Consider the following 18676-nt stretch of genomic DNA (forward strand, 5'->3'; position numbering starts at 1 on the left):
TTTACCTTGTTACAACATTTCCATAATTATCTCTTACGATTACCTTTAGATTTACAGGAGCCGCAACGGTCACGTTCAACGCATTCCTGGAGTTATCGAATACTAGATGTCTAGGTATGTCTCCTAAGATAACGTAAAATGTGTCTCCGACTTGCTTAGTTTGCAACAGCCGCTTCTCTTGCTCTTGCTTGAGTTGCCCTTCTGCCGTGGAATAACTCCCAAATACATTCAACTCGTTCCCAGCCGTTCGATCAACCATAATTCCATAAGGTTCGGCAGCCTGGATTATAAGTGTACCTACACCCTGTGGAACATTCCCCTTCCATTCCGGCAAGGAATAATTCTCCTCCGTAGATGAGATCACATGTCTAAGTTCCTGTGTTAATCCTAAAGAGCTGACTCCTGCGAATACTAAACAGCACACTGCCAGAAATCCGACGAACAGAACACTTAGCACATCATAGTACATTTTCCCTTTACCACGGAACCATAAGGTGTAAATTACAATTTCTAAACCAAGTAAGATAAAAATGAGCGGCCACCAAGCAAGCGTTGTCTCGAACACATCCGCTCCTTTCCACTGCGAGACCATTATTAATGCCCCGAGAAATAAAAGGCTCAGTCCCATCGACAACGTACCTACACGCCAACTTCTAGATTTCCCTTCGTTCACTGGAAACTCGCTAGTTACCATGACTCCCGGCTCTACTTCTATTGGATTATTCAAGATTGACCCCCCGCCCCTTTTCTACCTTTATTATTCTTACTTCCAGTCATCAGCTTCACCCCTCCACCAATCAATAACACGGATACGACAATGGTCTTAAAATATTCATTTACGCGATATTCCAGCCGCCATTCTGGAAATCTGATATCGATGGCAGGAACTGCGACATTCACAACAATAAAGTATAATCCGAGGCACATCAGGACTGCTCCGAGCCAGCCTTGATGATTTAAGAAACCTTCGATAACCGGCTTATCCTGCAAAGGTTCACGTCCATATCGGCTAACTAACTGTAAGCCATCGAATAAGCTATAGAACCAAATGACCGGGATAAGGAAAAAGAGCAATGTTAACCGCAATAGATCCATGACATAAATACTTCCTAAGAAAAGAAGCATGAGCTGGAGCCCTCTTTTTTGCAGTCCCAGATACATCTGTCCAGCACCAGGAAATGCGGATAGTAATGTCGCTAATACTTTGCTGCGTCGTCCTTCCTCACGTCCAGCCTCCATCTCTTCGAATAATGTGCGGTCAACAAGCATTTCTCCTGCTTGTTTACGATGGATCAACTGAACTGCATCAAACATGCAATACAGCCAAATTACTGGCAATACTCCAAACAGCAGCAAAAATGCATCACTCGAAGTAATTCCAGCCAAGAATAACATAACGGTCATGAATCCGAAAAATGAAATCAGAAAGGATAGTCCACGCTGCATCAGCCCCATATGAAAATGACCCAATCCAGGAATGAAAGACAATAAGATGACATGCACACGTTCATTATCCTCCGTCTTTACGGGCATAGTAGAACTAAAATCCAGCATTGATCCATCAGGTGCTACAATTGGAGTGGGCATTTGCAGTAATTTAATCACCAGATGAATCATCGAAAGGATCCATAGAAGTAAGAATCCGATCACGCCCAATGCCAGAATTCCCTCATCCCCTTCCGCCATAGCGATTAAGAATGACATAAATAACACACCAAAGCTTAGCAAAAAATAAACAATCCCTTGTGGGCGTCTTCCCATATAATAATGACCTGCTCCAGGAATCATATTAAGAAAAAGACCCTTAATTTTATTACGCTGCTGTTGCATTGTTCATTTCTCCTCTCATTTCTGTCTTCCGTCCATAATCCGGCTCAACCATCCGCTGGTGGCTTGCATGAATTGTTCGCTATAAGATGGCGAATTCTCTTTCTTAGGGACAACAAGCTCCATTTCACCCGTGAGTAACTTATCAAACATCCCGGAAGACATAATCAACAGCGTTAACGAAGCAGCAACGGCATAATGAAAGATTGTTTTTTCATACCAGCGATAACGCCGTGATCCTTCTTCTTGCCCCGCTACTTCTTCTATGACTACTGAAGATCTCACCGTAGCCACCCAATCTCCCATAACTCTCTCTGTAAAAACAGACGAATTCTCCAATGAAGGCAGATCCTCCTTTAGCTCATCCAGCATCTCCATATATGAAACAAATATGTCTTCATCCTCGAGCAGCATTTGTTCCCATTCTTCTCGTTCTATACTATCTTCTTGCCCTTCAAGATAAGCTTTTGCCTGCTCGCGGCGAATTAAGTTTTCTCCACTCTTCATCATAGCCATTCGTCCTCCTTCCAATGTTTTCGCATCCATTGTCTCGCCCTATATAGTCTGGACTCCACCGTCTTCAGAGTAATTTCATTTTCAGCAGCAATTTGCTCATATTTTTTATTTTCCAGATAATAAGCCACCATAATTTCCCGATGACCCTCCGGTAAATTGTTGATCTCACCCGACAGACGATTCATCCGGTCACGACGGACAACAGTGGCTAGTACATCCTCCTCATTAGAAGGTGTCTGGCTCAGCACAAGCTCATAGTCAACAGGTAACTCTCGTAGCCGATCACGTTTACGTTTGGCATCAATAGCCTTATTTAAGGCGATCCGCGTAATCCATGATTTTAAGCCTTGATAACGGTAGTCAGGGAGAGATTTATACATCTGAAGAAAAGCTTCCTGAGCAGCGTCTTCAGCCCCTTTGACTTCACGTAATACAGAATAGGTGATTTTGTATATATGCTGACTGTATGTATTTACAAACTGACGAAACGCATCTTCGTCTCCTTGGCAAATCCGCTTGATTAATAGCTCTTCCTCAATGACTCTCCCCTCCTTCCCACAGCAATAGACGCTGAGTTCTTCGCCTACCCCTGCACTTATCTAAAAAAATAAAAAAAGAACCGTACAGACTCTAGCAATAGCTAAAGCAATACGGTTCTCTCCTAAACGATCTATCTTCCACCATTGCGGAATTTTTGTGTATATGTCTTAACATCCTGAGCGTTCTTGACCCGGTTACGGGCCCATTCCAGCAATATCCGGTCGATATAACGAAAATGAACCTTCCCCGCAAATACGGATTCCTTGAGTGCTAACAGAATCAGCTCCTCAGGATATCGGTCTTGATCCACCCAGCTGGAAATCGTCTCACATTCCATTGGAGACAGCGGGCGCCCGAATTCCTTCTCGAAAATACTGAATAGATTCCGGCTTTCCTCTTTATCTCCAAGAGAAGAAGGAGATATGGGGGGAGTTCCGAATCCTCCACCTGACGCAGCAGCCCGGGGAGCTGATGTTGCATATGCCCCCTTGTCCTTATCTTGCTCATTTTCTTGTACAGCTGTCGCAAGATAAGCACCTAGCTTTCCATATAGCCCTGAGAAATTGTAGCGTTCATAATGGATATCTCTTAGCTCATCGTTGTCTCCATCGATGCTAATGAAACCCTCCTTCATGAGCTTCTGCAATTCTCCGGCCAGAACGGAAATGCTACGACCAGTTACGACCTGAAGCTCCTCCAGAGAAGGGAACTCAATCCCTTCCACTTGCCTGAAGGAGAGCAGATGAATCAGCAGCATGGCTTCACTTCCGCTTAAATTCAGCTTCCGGTAATACTTCAGTAAAGCGTAAGGTATGACGGCCATTCCGTTCTCCAGACCGAAGGAGACGCCTTCGCTCCAGGTACTCCATGTCTTGCCGTCCATGTGCTTCCCCCTTTGTTCAAATCCTAAGAACTTATGGGTAGAGGCGGTACAGTGTACGTGGGAATGGAATAGTCTCACGTACATGGTCAAGACCACAGATCCAAGCTACAGTACGCTCAAGCCCAAGTCCAAAACCGGAGTGAGGTACAGATCCGTAAGTACGCAGATCCATGTACCATTTATAAGAATCCATCGAAAGATTGTGCTCTTTATAACGCTCTTCAAGCAGCGCAGGATCATCGATCCGCTGTGAACCCCCAATAATCTCTCCATAACCTTCAGGAGCGATCATATCAGCACACAGTACGACTTCAGGACGATTTGGATCCGGCTTCATGTAGAACGCTTTGAATGAAGCAGGATAATGAGTAATAAATACAGGTTTATCGTATGCTTCAGCGATTGCTGTTTCATGAGGTGCACCAAAATCATCACCCCAAGCAATATCTTCAAAGCCTTTATCATTCAAGAACTTGATCGCATCGTCATAAGTAATGCGTGGGAATGGTGCTTTGATATTCTCCAGCTTGGAAATATCGCGGCCTACCGCTTCCAACTCCGCACGGCAATTCTTCAATACGGATTGCACTACGAAGCTAATAAACTCTTCCTGAACCTTCAAGCTTTCTTCATGATCTGTGAAGGCCATTTCCGGCTCGATCATCCAGAACTCGATCAAGTGGCGACGAGTCTTAGATTTCTCCGCACGGAAGGTGGGTCCAAAGGAATATACACGGCCCAGTGCCATAGCTGCAGCTTCCATGTACAATTGTCCGCTTTGGGTCAGGTAAGCATCCTCATCGAAGTATTTCGTGTGGAACAAGTTAGTAGTTCCCTCTGCTGACGTTGGCGTCAGAATCGGAGGATCCACCTTTGTAAATCCGCTCTCGTTGAAGAACTGTTGGATTGCCCGGATAATCTCCGCACGAATAACCAGAACAGCCCGCTGCTTCGAGGCACGGAGCCAGAGGTGACGGTGATCCATCAAGAAATCAACGCCATGCTCTTTCGGAGTAATTGGATAATTCTCTGTAAGGTGCAGAACTTCAATTCCGGTAACAGTCATTTCAAAACCGGATTGACTGCGAGGCTCCTCACGAATAATACCGGTCACATACAATGAGCTTTCCTGTGTGAGGCTCTTAGCTGCATCCCATACCTCTTCAGGCACTTCTGATTTCACTACAACTCCCTGAATATAACCTGTACCATCGCGAAGCTGCAGGAACTGAATTTTACCACTGGAGCGCTTGTTGTTTACCCAACAACCGATAACAACACTTTCTCCAACATGTTCATTCACGTTCTTGATTACACTCTTGTTAGCCATGCCTTCAATCTCTCCTCTAATTTAGCCGTTAATTCCTTGCACAATACGGTTTGTATCACGTGCGATGACAAGTTCTTCGTTAGTCGGAACTACAAGCACCTGCACTTTGGAATCTACCGTAGAGATACGACGCGGGTCGCCGGAGCGAACTTTATTAGCTTCAACATCCAACTCAATACCCAGGAACGTAAGGTTATTTAGCAGTTTCTCACGTAGCAATGAAGCATTTTCACCAACACCAGCAGTGAATACGATAGCATCTACACCGTTCATAGCAGCCGCATAAGAACCGATATACTTGCGCAAGCGGTACTCATACATTTCAAAAGCTAGCGTGGAATTAGGCTCACCTTTTTCCATACCCTCAATAATATCACGCATATCACTGCTTACGCCCGAAATTGCTAGAAGTCCACTATGTTTGTTCAACATGGAGTTAACTTCTCCTACGGACAATTCTTCCTTGTTCATCACGTAAGGTACAATTGCTGGATCAAGATCACCACTGCGAGTCCCCATCATCAAACCTTCCAGAGGAGTCATACCCATGGAAGTATCCACAGACACTCCATCTTGAACTGCAGTTACACTACCTCCGTTACCGATATGACAAGTAATGATCTTCAGATCTTCCAACGGACGCTCCAAGTACTCCGCAGCAGCTTTGCTTACGAAGTCGTGTGATGTACCGTGTGCGCCATAACGACGAACTTTATATTTATTGTACAGTACTCTAGGAATCGCGTACATATAAGCTTTTTCAGGCATTGTTTGATGGAATGCAGTATCGAATACAACAACCTGCGGTACACCCGGCATATTTACTTCAGAAGCCGTAATCCCCATCATTGCTGCTGGGTTATGCAGGGGTGCAAGGTCAAACAATTGACGAATTTTAGTCTTGGCATCAGCGTCCACAAGTGCGGAAGCTTTGAAGAATTCACCACCATGTACTACACGGTGACCCACAGCATTGATTTCTTTAATGGATTCAATAACGCCATGCTCTTTATCCGTTAGGCAAGCTAGAACTTTACGAATCGCTGTGTTATGCTCCAAAATTTCACTTACTTCTGTTACTTCAGCTTTACCAGTAGGTTTATGGTTCAGAATGGAGGAATCCATCCCGATACGTTCCACCAAACCTTTAGCCAAAACGGATTCATCAGCCATATTGTACAATTGATATTTTAAAGAAGAACTACCGGAGTTAATTACTAGAATATTCATATACGGTCACCATCCTTGTCGTACTGGAAGAAGCCTTCGCCTGATTTCATACCCAATTGTCCTGCACGCACCATCTTCTTAAGGATCGTGGAAGGACGATATTTCAGCTCACCATATTCACGGAACATATTTTCGAGTGCAGCAAGAACCGAATCCAGACCAAATCTGTCAGCCATTTCAAGCGGTCCATATTGGAATTGATAACCAATACGCATAGCATCGTCAATATCCTGTGCGGAGGCAACGCCCTCTTGCAGTACATGCATAGCTTCGTTGATAAACAAGCAAATGAGGCGTGATGTTACAAATCCTGGGGATTCATAAATCATTACACCTTTTTTCTCAACAATTTCATCAACAAAGGATTTTGTATCTTCAAAAGTAGCATCTGAAGTTTTCAGACCGCGTACAATTTCAACAAGATCCACTTTAGCTACAGGGTATATGAAATGCATTCCGATCACGCGTTCCGGATACATTGTAGAACTTGCAAGTTCAGTCAAGCTAAGTGTTGACGTATTGCTGGCAAGAATAATGTGGTTTGGACATACTTGATCCAGTTGATTCAATATTTTTTTCTTTTCTTCTAAATCCTCAACGATTGTTTCGATAACCATGTCACAAGAGCTCAGCTCTGCGAAATGTGTCACTTTTTGAATGCGGCTAAGAATCAGCTTTTTCTCAGCTTGAGTGATCGCCCATTTCTCCAGTTGCTTATCTAGACTTGTCTCGATCATTTCGTAGGAGTAGTCCAGTTTCTCAGGGGTTTTCTCCACCAGCAATACATCCAGGCCCTTGGCTGCCAGCATTTCGGCAATCCCTTGTCCCATTGTGCCACCGCCGATGACACCAATTTTCTTGAAATTCATAAAAAAGTCTCCATCCTTTCAGGTATCTATACTTTTGTATTGTACCTTGTCTGTCGCAAAAATTTATAAAGCCCGACATATAATGATATCTTAGCATGCCTGAAAAGTAAAAAAAAATAACCAGCATAAATATTTATGCTGGTAAACGCACGCTGTCACGAAATTGACATCGAAATTGCTCTCCAGAGAGCACTTCTTCCTTCATTAAAATGTCAAGGGAGTAATCAAATACATTTCGTTGCTTTTCAAGGTGGTCGTGAGTACGTACCATCAATTCATCCAATATTTTACTGTTTTCCTTCATAAGCTCTTCAGTGGTAACCATTTCCAACTTGGCGATGCCCAACGAAGTCAATCCGGATTTCATCATGGTTTCGACAATATTCAGGGCCTGATCAAAATCGCCACGCGAACCTGTGCTTCTTCCGCCATAATACATTTCTTCTGCAGCCGCTCCACCAAGTGCGATCATAATCTGATCTTCTAGATAATCTTTGGTGTACAAATACTGCTCTTGCTGAGGATTGTGACGTACATAACCAAGGGCTTGCCCCCGCGGAGTCAGCGTAACCTGACTAACACTTCCCGGACGAAGCAGTTCTGCCATAATGGCATGTCCCAATTCGTGGATTGCCACCCGTTTTTTCTCTTCGTGGTTAGTTTCTCTGTCCGTTTTTTCCCCCATCATAACCTTGTCAATCGCCATCGACAGATGCCGCTGCTCAACCTCTGTCAATTCCTCACGCATCATATAAATTGCTGCCTCATTCATAACACTTTCGAGCTGAGCACCGGAAAAACCATAGGCTTCTTCGGAAATTTTGTCGAGGTTCACATTGGCATGAAGCGGCTTATTTTTGGCATGTAATTCGAGAATCGATCTGCGGCCTTTTTTATCAGGCATGTCCACTTGAATATGACGGTCAAACCGGCCAGGACGCAGCAATGCTGAATCAAGCATTTCTTTACGGTTAGTGGCTGCTACCAGTAGAATGCGTGGTGTTTCATTGTTATAGATCCCGTCCATCTCAGTCAACAGCTGATTCAAGGTCTGATCATATTCTCGTTGCTGTCCGCCTTCACGCTTACCGCCAATTACGTCAATTTCATCTATGAAAATAATAGCGCTTTGCTTGTTTTCCTTAAGGGCGCGGGTACGGGCATCCTTAAACAAATCGCGGATACGGCCGGCACCGACACCTACGTACATTTCTACAAACTCACTGCCTGATGCTGCAACAAATACAGAGTTCGTATAATGTGCTGCTGCTCTAGCCATAAGGGTCTTACCTGTTCCTGGAGGGCCTGTAAGCAGAATCCCTTTCAAAGGCCGAATCCCGAATTTGCTGATTTCCTCATGCCGGATCAAAAAATCCAACGCTTCACGAAGCTCCTGTTTTGCATTGTCTTGCCCGCCAATTTCTTCAAAAGTAAGCTTTGAAGGTCCATTCTTCTTGCGTTTCTTCCCGGCACCTGCATTTACCGCAAGTCCGCCTCTTAAATGAGCAATGATAAGTAAAGCCGTGAGCATCCCAGCAGCAATTACAATCGGGAATATATTAATGCCTAGAAAAGCCATGAAAATAAACAAGACAGGAACAAATCCGATTAGAATTTCTTTAAGGTATTTAGGCATTATTCCATACCCCCAATGTCGCAGGTTTTCGCGGCAAAATAATAAATTTGCTTTCTTTTCCATTACTCAAGCTTACATAGACATTATTGTCGTCAATTTCTGTTGAGGCTATCACATTTTTATATTGCGGATATTGCGCTTTGAGTCCATCAAGTTCTGTGGGTATAAGTGTATATTTACGGCTCTCCATGGCTTCAGCTACAGAGAACATCGCTTTATCCCAGTATTCATCCAGCAATTCACTGGAGTTCTGTTCTACATCAAGTTTTAGTGTACGTCCATCAATCATCGATTTTCCTTCTTGGGAGACGTACTGAACCAGCTCACGTAATTTCGTGCCTGGCTGGAGATCAAGTTTCAAAGTGACCTCATTGCGGTTAATACTGATATGAGAATTATTGACGCCCTCATATTGAGATACAATCTTCTGAAGTGGTTCCTGCATTGCAAACTGACGATACAAAAAGAAGCCACCAAACAATAGAGTAGCCGACAGTAGAGACGTTATCAGCACAGGTACAAGACGTAATTTCAAGAAACGTCCTCCTCTCAAAGATGACAAAATATAAAGCTCATTATAATAATTTATAGCTACTTGAGAGCTCATCAGAGAGACTGAAGTCTCTTATTGCTGTTCTAATTACAAGTAGTAGTATATCACAGGTGTATATACTAATTTCAAAATAAATGTGAATATATTTAAAATTTAATTTTTTAAATATTTCCATCAATACCAAATAAATTCCTCACTTTCGACAAAACCGGCCTTGATTTTTAATCAATCGGCCTATTTTCGTATGTGAATTTAAGAGAATATTCGATGATAACCACCCATTCAGTATATCACTTAGTATATCACTTTTGTACATCAAATAAATGTAAACAAGCGAACTTATTATAAGTTCGCTTGTTTACTATGACACCCTTAATTTCCTTATGTTCAGCTTAACTTTTAGGTAAACTGTAACCTTCGCCCATTCGGGACCCATCCGAAAAGCGATAAAATTGATAATAATACCGACCGCTCTGTTTATAAAAAAGCTGCCAAGCATACTCTCCGTTATATACTCCCGGCAGCAAGCGTTCAATCGTTATGTCCGGAAGATCAGCTTTGATAATGCCGCGTATTTGGGCTTCCGAGGTTCCTTTACTTAGTTCCTCAGCAAACACTGCGTCGTCGCCTTCAGCAAATTTTCCATCTACCGTAAAGCGGACCCAGACCATAAGAGCAGTCCCGGCTTCATTTTTCCCTGTTAATACCCAGTACACTGCATTTTCATCCCAAACCGATTTTTGTGCTTTGGTTACCTCTGTTAGACCCGCTCTGGTTTTGGCAACATCCTTAGCGATATCACGCTCGTTCCATTGATCTTTCATAATATAGGCATAGAACTGGATAAGTCCAAACCCCAGGAGCAGAATCAGAACTGACCCCAGGAGGATCCATTTTTTCCTTTTCTTCAAGGTACAGCTCCCTTTCTAGTAATATATCTTTTTTGATTATATAACACACCCGCGTGTTTATCCAAAATTTCATAATTTTCTAGCTTTCCCAGCCTTAAAAATACACAAAAGGCCGCAACTTTTGCTAAAAGCAAAAAGTCGCAGCCTATTATTTATTCGTTATTCTCCAGACTTAACGCTTCAATAAACCTTCGAAGGCTTCTTGCGCTTTACGCCGGATAGCTTCCTCATCCAGGGTTAAGCATTGTCCATGCTTGATGACCTGTTTACCATTCACCCACACATGCTCAACATCCTTAGCGCTAGCAGAGTAAACCGCATGAGACAACAGATCTGTGTGTGGCAGCAAATGCGGCTGATCGATATCAATAGCAATGAAATCTGCTTTCATCCCTACAGCAAGTCTGCCTACATTATTTAAAAAGATGGACTGCGCGCCATATTCTGTAGCCATACGCAGAGCCTCTGGAGCTGGAACAGCCGTTGGATCACCGCTGACACCCTTATGAATGAGAGCTGCAAGCCGCATCTCTTCAAACATATCCAAGTTATTGTTGCTTGCCGCGCCATCCGTGCCAAGAGACACCTTCACACCAGCTTTTAGAAGATCAGTAACCCGAGCCACTCCGCTAGCCAACTTCAAATTACTGCCCGGATTATGAGATACACCCACATTATGGCGAGCCAAGATCTCAATCTCTTCATCATTTAAATGAACACCATGTGCAACTATCGAGGGACGTGTGAACATGCCAAGCTTCTCTAAGTGAGCTACAGGACGCAACCCGTAATCCGCCACATTTTGTTCCACTTCACGTTTCGTTTCGGACATATGCGTATGCATCGGTAAATCCAGATCATGCGCTGCCTGCACGAACTTAACCAGGAAGTCCGGAGGGCAAGTATAAGGGGCGTGCGGCGAGATCATAGTAGTAATTCTGCCTTCAGCCTTTCCATGCCAGTTACGGGCAAAAGAAATCGCTTCCGCAAGCTTGTGATTCTGTACATCCTCTGGACATAACCCGATCACACCACGCATCAATACGGAACGGATACCTGATAACTCAGCTACCTCGGCTACTCGGTCCATATGATCATACATATCGAGGAAGGTCGTAGTTCCACCCTTCAGCATTTCCAATACAGATAAGGAGGTTCCCCAGTATACATCATCACCGGTGAACTTTTCCTCCATTGGCCACATCTTCTCCTGAAGCCACACTTGTAGCGCTAAATCATCTCCATATCCACGCAGCAAAGACATCGCCGCATGACCATGTGTGTTTACAAGTCCAGGCATGAACAGCAGACGGCTGCCATCAACCACTTGCACTCCAGCTTCCATCTGAGGCTCTTCTTTTCCTATGTAAGTGATTAAATCATCTTCAATAGTCATATATCCACTCAGAACCGGCTCATCCGTTCCCGGAGTCAGAAAATACCCGCCCTTAATTATCGTTTTATTGTTGTTCATGTTCGCTTTCTTCCTTTCCATCCCGCAAGTAATAAGCAAGACTTTGCAGATCAGTTGTAAAATCAGCTGCATGCACCCGGATATTCGGTGGTGTCTTCAGAATCACAGGGGCAAAGTTCAAAATCGCTTCAATCCCAGAAGAAATGAGAATATCTGCTACATTTTGAGCTTCTGAATCAGGTACGGTAATAATGGCAATGCGAATACCTTGCTCACGAATCGTGCTGCCTAGTTCATCCATCGGTTGCACAGTAAGGGAGTTGATCTTACGTCCAACCTTAGGAGCGTACGAATCAAATATAGCCGTGATTTTCATAGTATCTTTAAGATATGCATTGTAATTAGACAAGGCATGTCCGAGATTACCTGCTCCAACTAAAGCTACATTAAGCTGTTGATCCAGCTTCAGGATATGACGGATTTTCTCAATAAGATACGTTACATCATAGCCGATACCTTTTCTGCCGAAGTCACCAAAATATGCTAAATCCTTACGAATCTGTGCGGGATTAAGATCAAGCTTTTGTCCAAGTTCCTGAGAGGAAACTGTTAATATTTCGCGATTCTGGAGATCATTCAAAAAACGCAAGTACACAGGCAGTCTGCGAACAACGGCTTCTGATATTTTATCCGATTTCATATTTTTCCTCCTAAAAATAGTAATGTTCTTGTGAAAATCCATATTCAAACGTCTACCTCTCCTTATTAAGGACGGTACTGTAACACACCGCCCTTAAGGATAAGGAGGAGCTAAACTGAAGACGAGCGTTTTAAGAAGCGCCGCCATCCTCTAGCCATTCCGCTATGCGAGGGACCATTTGATCAGTAAGCATATGCTCCATTTTGGGACCAGGCAATGAATAAAGGAAATACTTCCCGTAATGAGATTCAATAACCCTTGTATCATAAACAATAACTATTCCGCGATCCTGCGCCGTGCGAACCAGTCTTCCGAATCCCTGCTTAAAACGAATAACCGCTTGAGGAACAGATAATTTCATGAACGGATTCTTCTTCTGGGCCTGTAATAACTCCGACTTCGCTTCCGCCAACGGGTGATTCGGCGGTTGAAACGGAAGTCTCACGATGGCCAGGCAAGTCAGTGCTTCACCTGGAATATCTACACCTTCCCAGAAGCTGCTCGTCCCCAGCAATACGGATGCTGCACTGTCCTGAAAGCGGCGGATCAGCTTGCTCCGGCTGCCACCTTCCACGCCTTGACCAAGCACCGTAATCTCTTGTGAGGCTAAAGCCTCTTTAAGCGGATCATATACCTGACGCAGCATTTTATAAGAAGTAAACAGAACCAGCATCCGCCCACGTGTTGTTTTAGCAGCTTCCGATAATGACTGTACGAGTGTATCGACAAATCGAGCATCGCCCACACTGCCCTTCACACTAGGAAAATCACGCGGTATAACTAACAGTGCCTGCTCGCGATACTTAAAGGGAGAAGGAAGAAGTGAGGTCATTAGACGTCCTTCTTCCGCAGCTTCGTTAAGTCCGAGATTATCAATCATAAATTGAAAAGATTTATCTACAGACAGCGTCGCCGAGGTAAGCACGATGCTTTTTTTCTTATCGAAGAACAACTCTTTAAGCTGGCTGCTAACATCCACAGGGACAGCATACATCTGCAGTGATTTGCTGCGGTAATTCCCATTTGCCTCCAGCCAATATACTACATTATCGTCATTCAGCCCCATAAAGAATCTTACTTGCTCACGGATGGAAGCCAAATCCTTAAATAAACCGCTAATATCAGTAACAAGACTGTCTGCTGAGGATTGGCTTTCCTGGTCGCGCATCTCGTTAAGCATTTTATCACCCTTACGGATGATGTCGCTTAACGTCAGATTCATAGTGTTCTCTAGTGCAACCAATTCATCCCAATCCTTCGGCTTACGGGCGGGAATCAAACGCATAACCAGTTGTCCCGCTTCCCCTGCCCCTGCATCACTGCGTTCCGGCAAAAGGCTGAACAGCTTGTCGCTGAGTGCATCCCAGGTTTCTTTGACGGTAAGCAGATCCGGGTAGATCCGATCGATGACTCCGCTCCATTCTGAAGCCTCTTCACTGCCTGACGACTGTAATATCTGGCGCAGAGCAGGAAGCTGTCCGTTTCGGCTATCTTTATACAGCCGCGATAATGTGTGTGCCACAGTGAAATGCTTCATATGCATGCCAAGATGTTTACCAGCCACATCTTCTAAATGATGTGCTTCATCAATGACAAGATGCTCGTAAGCCGGAAGCAGCTGGTGCCCAGCCTTAACATCTGCGAATAGCTTGGAGTGGTTCGTAATAACCACGTCAGCAATCCCAGCTTCATGCTTGGCCCTATGATAATAACATTTGCGGAACCAAGGACAAGAACGGCCCAGACAGGAATCGGTATCGCTTGCCACCGTCTCCCAGAAATCACCGCCCCGGCCGCTTAAATTCAGCTCTTCATCATCCCCTGATTCACTTTGAGTGAGCCATACAATCATCTGAGCGGCAGTAAGCGCATCTTCCCTTGGGCTTATAAAGTCCTTTTTATTAATTTTATGCTCAAACTTACGCAGACACAAATAATGCCCTCTTCCCTTAAAAATAGCAGCTTTAAACGGAAAAGGAACTACCTGCGTTAACAAAGGGATATCCCGCTCGCGCAATTGGTCCTGCAGATTAATGGTATGAGTGCTGACCATGACTTTTTCATTGGTGCGAACGCTTTGATAAATGGCAGGCAACAAATAACCGAGCGATTTACCGGTTCCTGTGCCCGCTTCGATCAGTAGGTGTTTGTCTTCGGCAAGTGCCGTCATCACCTCATTGATCATAATATCCTGAGCTTCCCGGCTTTCATACTGCGGTAATGTGTCTTTAAGTCGTTTGGTTACTTCGTCCATATAATCAGTAAAAGATAAATTCGCTAGCGGATTCTCAGCATGCTCATCTCTAGGTGGCGCTAACTCCGTCCAATCTCCTACTGCAAGCGCTAATTGACGATAGAAAGTCAGATCACCTTCGGGCTGTAGCGTCTCCGCTTCCCGCTCTCGCAGCAGACCATCAAAGTACCAGCCCAGATCACTATCCTCTTCGGTAAACAGCTCACAGAGTCTCTGGATCGTAAGCAGCGGCAGCTCGTAGAGCTCCTCAAGACATTTCAACAGCACTAAAGCAGTCGCAAGTGCATCACTATCTGCCTGATGCGGATGATCATGTGTCACTCCAAAATGAGCACTGACAGAGCTTAGTTGATAAGATGTGAGCGAAGGAAAGCAAATTTTCAGAAAATCAATCGTATCCAAAATCCGCCCTTGAAATGGCAAATAACCACAACGATCTAAAGCATTTTGTAAAAAATGGAAGTCGAAAGCGACATTATGCCCTACAAGCACAACATCATCCAAGAGCGGAACAAGCTCCATCATCATCTCATCCAGCTCAGGCGCATCCTTCACATCATCATCGGTAATCCCCGTCAGACCTGTTATAAAAGGAGGAATCGGCGTTCCGGGCTTGACATAGGAACCATATACCCGGGAGATGGACCGGTCTTCTTCTATAATTGCAAGGCCAACCTGGATAATTTCACCCACGGATTGGGTTCCTGTTGTTTCAAAATCAAGCACGGCAAATTTCATTATAATTCTATTCCCTTTCAATTGAGACTCTTAATCAGCATAACAGAAGTTGCGAAAAAAGGCGATGCACACCACTGGTTCAGGGGATGCATCGCTTGAATGGAAATTTCCAAAACCGTTATTCTTTTACAAAAGGGAAACCAGCTGATTTCCAAAGTGCAGCTTCCCTCCACGACGGCGGCATACCTCTAAGTTAACGTTTGGTTCCGGAAGCGCAGGGTCATGCTGCAAAGCAAGATCAAACAATTCCTGCGCTTCATTGAAACGTTCCTGTGAGGCTCGTATGCACCCTAAAGCATTATAAACCATGGCTTTCAGCTTGGTTTCCCGTATCAAGCCCAGCATATGGTTCAGATGACTCCAAGCGGCCTCACCGTCACCTTCCTGCAGATAAGAGATGGCTAAATATAATCGAGCAGCCAAGCTATCCGGGTATTGCGCAATAACTTCTTTAAACTGATCAATACACTTTCCATACATCAGCAGCTTATAATACCCCTGACCTCTTACAAAGGAATCCATACATAGTTCTGGTGCTTCCTGTTCCGGCACTTCCTCTTCGACCACTGCTGTAAAATCCGCACTTTCGCGAAAGGAACTAAGCTTCTCAGCAAAAGCGAGCCATTCATCCATCACTTTGTCGCTCAGTCTATGCAGCATATTATAATTGCATAAAAGCTCGTTCCGGCGGGCACCCTCCGCTGTAGGGTAATCTGTTACGATCTCCTGAAGCACCTTGTTCATTTCAGCAAACAAATGTTGAAACATGGGCGATCCCCCCTTACTGAAGATGAAATCAGTTCAGCTTGCCTGACTTCATTTTCTGCGAGATCGGGGTCTTTCATCCCTGCCATTCATTACATGGCGTAAGTCCATACATTAAGCGATTGTAGCATGCAATTCATGATCAGCCAGCTTCACTGGTTTGTTATTCTCATCCACGAATACCACCGTTGGCTTATGTGACTCCAGTTCTTCCGAGGACAACATCGCATAGGAAATGATAATTACTGTATCGCCCGGCTGAACAAGACGAGCTGCGGCACCATTAAGACAGATCACTCCGCTTCCACGCGGTCCAGGGATTACATAGGTTTCCAGTCGTGAACCATTGTTGTTATCCACAATTTGAACTTTTTCATTCTCAAGAATGTCCGCGGCTTCCATCAAGCTCTCATCAATGGTAATACTGCCCACATAGTTCAAATTCGCTTCCGTTACTGTTGCGCGGTGAATTTTGGATTTCATCATATGTCTAAACAAGTGCAGCAACCTCCTTTGGAATAAATACATTATTATCAATCAAGCGTGTTCTGCCAAACTTCACGGCGAGCGCTATAATAATTTCCCCATCCACTTCTGATAAAAGAGCTTCATCCTCTAATCCTTCAAGATCCGGGAATGTTAAGATCTCCGCGTAATCAATCACCGCTAGAGGAGAGCTGGAAATAACCGATGTCAACAATTCCCGCACTTCAGCAACGGTTGTTACTTTTCCTTCTTCAATAGACTGACGTGCTTCACGTAAGGAACGAGATAACACCAATGCCTGACTACGCTCCTCTGGAGACAAGAATACGTTACGTGAGCTGAGTGCAAGTCCATCCCCTTCACGAACGATCGGACAAGGAATAATTTCGACATTCATATTAAGATCGGACACCATTCGACGAAGCACAGCAACTTGTTGAGCATCCTTCAGCCCAAAGAAAGCATAATCCGGCTGTACGACATTGAAGAATTTATTAACTACTGTGGTTACACCATCAAAATGCCCAGGGCGGGAAGCCCCACAAAGCCGGGTAGTAAGCTCCGATACCGAGACCGTAGTCCGAGTAGGCTGCGGATACATTTCTTCCACACTGGGGATAAATACAATATCTACTCCCTCACGTTCAGCGAGTTCCAAATCACGACGCTCATCACGCGGATAGGAATCATAATCCTCGTTTGGCCCGAATTGCAAAGGATTCACAAAAATGCTCATTACCACTGTGTTGCTCATTTCTCCAGCCCGGCGAAGCAGACTGGCATGTCCGTCATGCAAGTATCCCATCGTAGGAACGAACCCAATCGGGGCGTGCCCGCCTTGTCTCATATACTCCAAAGCTTCGCGCAGCTGCTCCATGCTTCTGACGACTCTCATTTATTTCCCTTCCTTTCTTGCAGCGCCATATAAAGATTCCAAAACCGTTTCATCTGCATTAAAAACGTGACTTTCATCTGGGAAGGAACGTTCCTTTACTTCCTTCACATATTGGCTGATGCCCTCACGGATTACATTCCCCACATCCGCATAGGTTTTGACAAAACGTTTCTCACGGTAAGGTGAGGCATACCGCAGCAAATCATGGAAAACCAATACCTGTCCATCACAGTAACGGCCTGCACCGATCCCAATGGTTGGGATGCTAAGCGCTTCAGAGATCGCTTGGGCCACTTCTTCCGTTACCAGCTCCAGAACGATCGCAAAAGCACCTGCGGCCTCAAGCGCCTTAGCTTCATCCATCAGGCGTTGCGCATCTTTGGCATCTTTGCCTTGAATCCGGTAGCCACCAATCATATTCACGGATTGCGGAGTAAGCCCGATATGTCCCAGTACAGGGACTCCCGCAGCTACCACCGTAGCTACAGTCTCACAAATCTCGAGTCCGCCTTCCATTTTGACGGCATGAGCCCGCCCTTCCTGCATTAATCTGCGCACTCCCCGCAGAGTTTCATCTACACTTCCGTGATAAGTCATAAATGGCATATCCGCCACGATAAAGGTGCTTTGTGCTCCTCGGGTTACCGAGCGGGTATGGTACACCATATCTTCAATCGTTACCGGTAAAGTTGTATCGTATCCAAGGACTACATTCCCAAGAGAGTCACCAACCAAAATAAGGTCGATACCTGCTTCTTCTGCAAGAACTGCAGACGGATAATCATAAGCGGTCAGCATGCTCAGGGGCACACCTTCTGCTTTCATTTTTTTCATTTTTACAATATTTAGCGCTTGTTTGTTTGCCATTTCTCTTTTCGTCCTCCTTTTTTAAGTAACCTGCCCGTAAAAATCGCAACAAAAAAACCTTTTAGCAATCATTTGCTAAAAAGGTCCGAAGGGCAAAAAAGAGTCACTTGCGATCGTCCCTTCTGTCTCGGTCCTTACGGCTCAGAGCAGAATCCAACGTAACCGTCAAACGCAGTTATGAAGGTATTTCCAATAATAAAAATATAAAAAAGTTCTTCAGTTCAAGAGTACAGTTCGTTAAACGATACCGCCTCCGACCCAT

General features: G+C 44.6%; 18 protein-coding genes. All 18 read right to left on the bottom strand.

Features of this window, described 5'->3' with window-relative positions; all coding sequences use genetic code 11:
* Position 1 precedes the first annotated feature (1 nt).
* Positions 2-727, bottom strand: a complete 726-nt coding sequence (locus NYE58_RS24650) for a hypothetical protein (RefSeq protein WP_339244206.1) — start codon at positions 725-727, stop codon at positions 2-4.
* Positions 724-1830 (bottom strand): hypothetical protein, encoded by a 1107-nt coding sequence (locus tag NYE58_RS24655; RefSeq protein ID WP_076127557.1) that lies wholly within the window; start codon positions 1828-1830, stop codon positions 724-726. Before NYE58_RS24655 ends, NYE58_RS24650 begins: the two co-directional genes overlap by 4 nt.
* Positions 1831-1845: 15 nt before the next feature.
* Entirely contained in the window at positions 1846-2343 is a 498-nt protein-coding gene (locus tag NYE58_RS24660) for a hypothetical protein (protein ID WP_143761903.1), read from the bottom strand.
* Positions 2334-2942 (bottom strand): RNA polymerase sigma factor, encoded by a 609-nt coding sequence (locus NYE58_RS24665; protein WP_176462568.1) that lies wholly within the window; start codon positions 2940-2942, stop codon positions 2334-2336. Before NYE58_RS24665 ends, NYE58_RS24660 begins: the two co-directional genes overlap by 10 nt.
* A gap of 71 nt (positions 2943-3013) precedes the next feature.
* Positions 3014-3766 (bottom strand): DnaD domain-containing protein, encoded by a 753-nt coding sequence (locus NYE58_RS24670; RefSeq protein WP_076192183.1) that lies wholly within the window; start codon positions 3764-3766, stop codon positions 3014-3016.
* 31 nt (positions 3767-3797) lie between these two features.
* Entirely contained in the window at positions 3798-5096 is a 1299-nt protein-coding gene (gene asnS / locus NYE58_RS24675; RefSeq protein ID WP_036676308.1) for an asparagine--tRNA ligase, read from the bottom strand.
* A gap of 21 nt (positions 5097-5117) precedes the next feature.
* Positions 5118-6326, bottom strand: coding sequence for an acetate/propionate family kinase (locus NYE58_RS24680; protein ID WP_036676305.1), 1209 nt, complete (start codon positions 6324-6326; stop codon positions 5118-5120).
* A complete protein-coding gene (locus NYE58_RS24685) occupies positions 6323-7195 on the bottom strand; it encodes a 3-hydroxyacyl-CoA dehydrogenase family protein (RefSeq protein WP_036676304.1) in 873 nt (290 codons plus the stop codon). The genes NYE58_RS24680 and NYE58_RS24685 overlap by 4 nt, the downstream gene beginning before the upstream one ends.
* A 133-nt stretch (positions 7196-7328) precedes the next feature.
* Positions 7329-8831: an AAA family ATPase gene (locus NYE58_RS24690; protein WP_341003269.1), complete on the bottom strand. Its 1503-nt coding sequence runs from the start codon at positions 8829-8831 to the stop codon at positions 7329-7331.
* Positions 8824-9366, bottom strand: a complete 543-nt coding sequence (locus NYE58_RS24695) for a hypothetical protein (RefSeq protein ID WP_076127549.1) — start codon at positions 9364-9366, stop codon at positions 8824-8826. Before NYE58_RS24695 ends, NYE58_RS24690 begins: the two co-directional genes overlap by 8 nt.
* Positions 9367-9776: 410 nt before the next feature.
* On the bottom strand, positions 9777-10295 hold the full coding sequence (locus NYE58_RS24700) for a cell wall elongation regulator TseB-like domain-containing protein (protein ID WP_036676299.1): 519 nt from the start codon (positions 10293-10295) through the stop codon (positions 9777-9779).
* A 172-nt stretch (positions 10296-10467) separates the two neighbouring features.
* The gene (locus NYE58_RS24705; protein WP_076183988.1) at positions 10468-11769 is read right to left on the bottom strand and encodes an amidohydrolase; all 1302 of its coding nucleotides are present in this window, start codon (positions 11767-11769) and stop codon (positions 10468-10470) included.
* The gene (locus NYE58_RS24710; RefSeq protein ID WP_036676294.1) at positions 11756-12409 is read right to left on the bottom strand and encodes a redox-sensing transcriptional repressor Rex; all 654 of its coding nucleotides are present in this window, start codon (positions 12407-12409) and stop codon (positions 11756-11758) included. Before NYE58_RS24710 ends, NYE58_RS24705 begins: the two co-directional genes overlap by 14 nt.
* 130 nt (positions 12410-12539) lie before the next feature.
* Complete coding sequence (dinG, locus tag NYE58_RS24715) at positions 12540-15401, bottom strand: ATP-dependent DNA helicase DinG (protein WP_339244208.1); 2862 nt, start codon at positions 15399-15401, stop codon at positions 12540-12542.
* 126 nt (positions 15402-15527) lie between these two features.
* A complete protein-coding gene (locus NYE58_RS24720; protein WP_076127543.1) occupies positions 15528-16169 on the bottom strand; it encodes a tetratricopeptide repeat protein in 642 nt (213 codons plus the stop codon).
* 111 nt (positions 16170-16280) lie between these two features.
* Positions 16281-16664, bottom strand: a complete 384-nt coding sequence (panD, locus tag NYE58_RS24725) for an aspartate 1-decarboxylase (protein WP_036676288.1) — start codon at positions 16662-16664, stop codon at positions 16281-16283.
* Complete coding sequence (gene panC / locus NYE58_RS24730; protein ID WP_076192191.1) at positions 16657-17547, bottom strand: pantoate--beta-alanine ligase; 891 nt, start codon at positions 17545-17547, stop codon at positions 16657-16659. The genes panD and panC overlap by 8 nt, the downstream gene beginning before the upstream one ends.
* The gene (gene panB / locus NYE58_RS24735) at positions 17548-18414 is read right to left on the bottom strand and encodes a 3-methyl-2-oxobutanoate hydroxymethyltransferase (protein ID WP_076127540.1); all 867 of its coding nucleotides are present in this window, start codon (positions 18412-18414) and stop codon (positions 17548-17550) included.
* Positions 18415-18676 lie beyond the last annotated feature (262 nt).

Origin of the sequence: Paenibacillus sp. FSL L8-0708 (genome assembly GCF_038009325.1) — a bacterium.
In the GTDB taxonomy this organism is placed as follows: domain Bacteria; phylum Bacillota; class Bacilli; order Paenibacillales; family Paenibacillaceae; genus Paenibacillus_AQ; species Paenibacillus_AQ odorifer.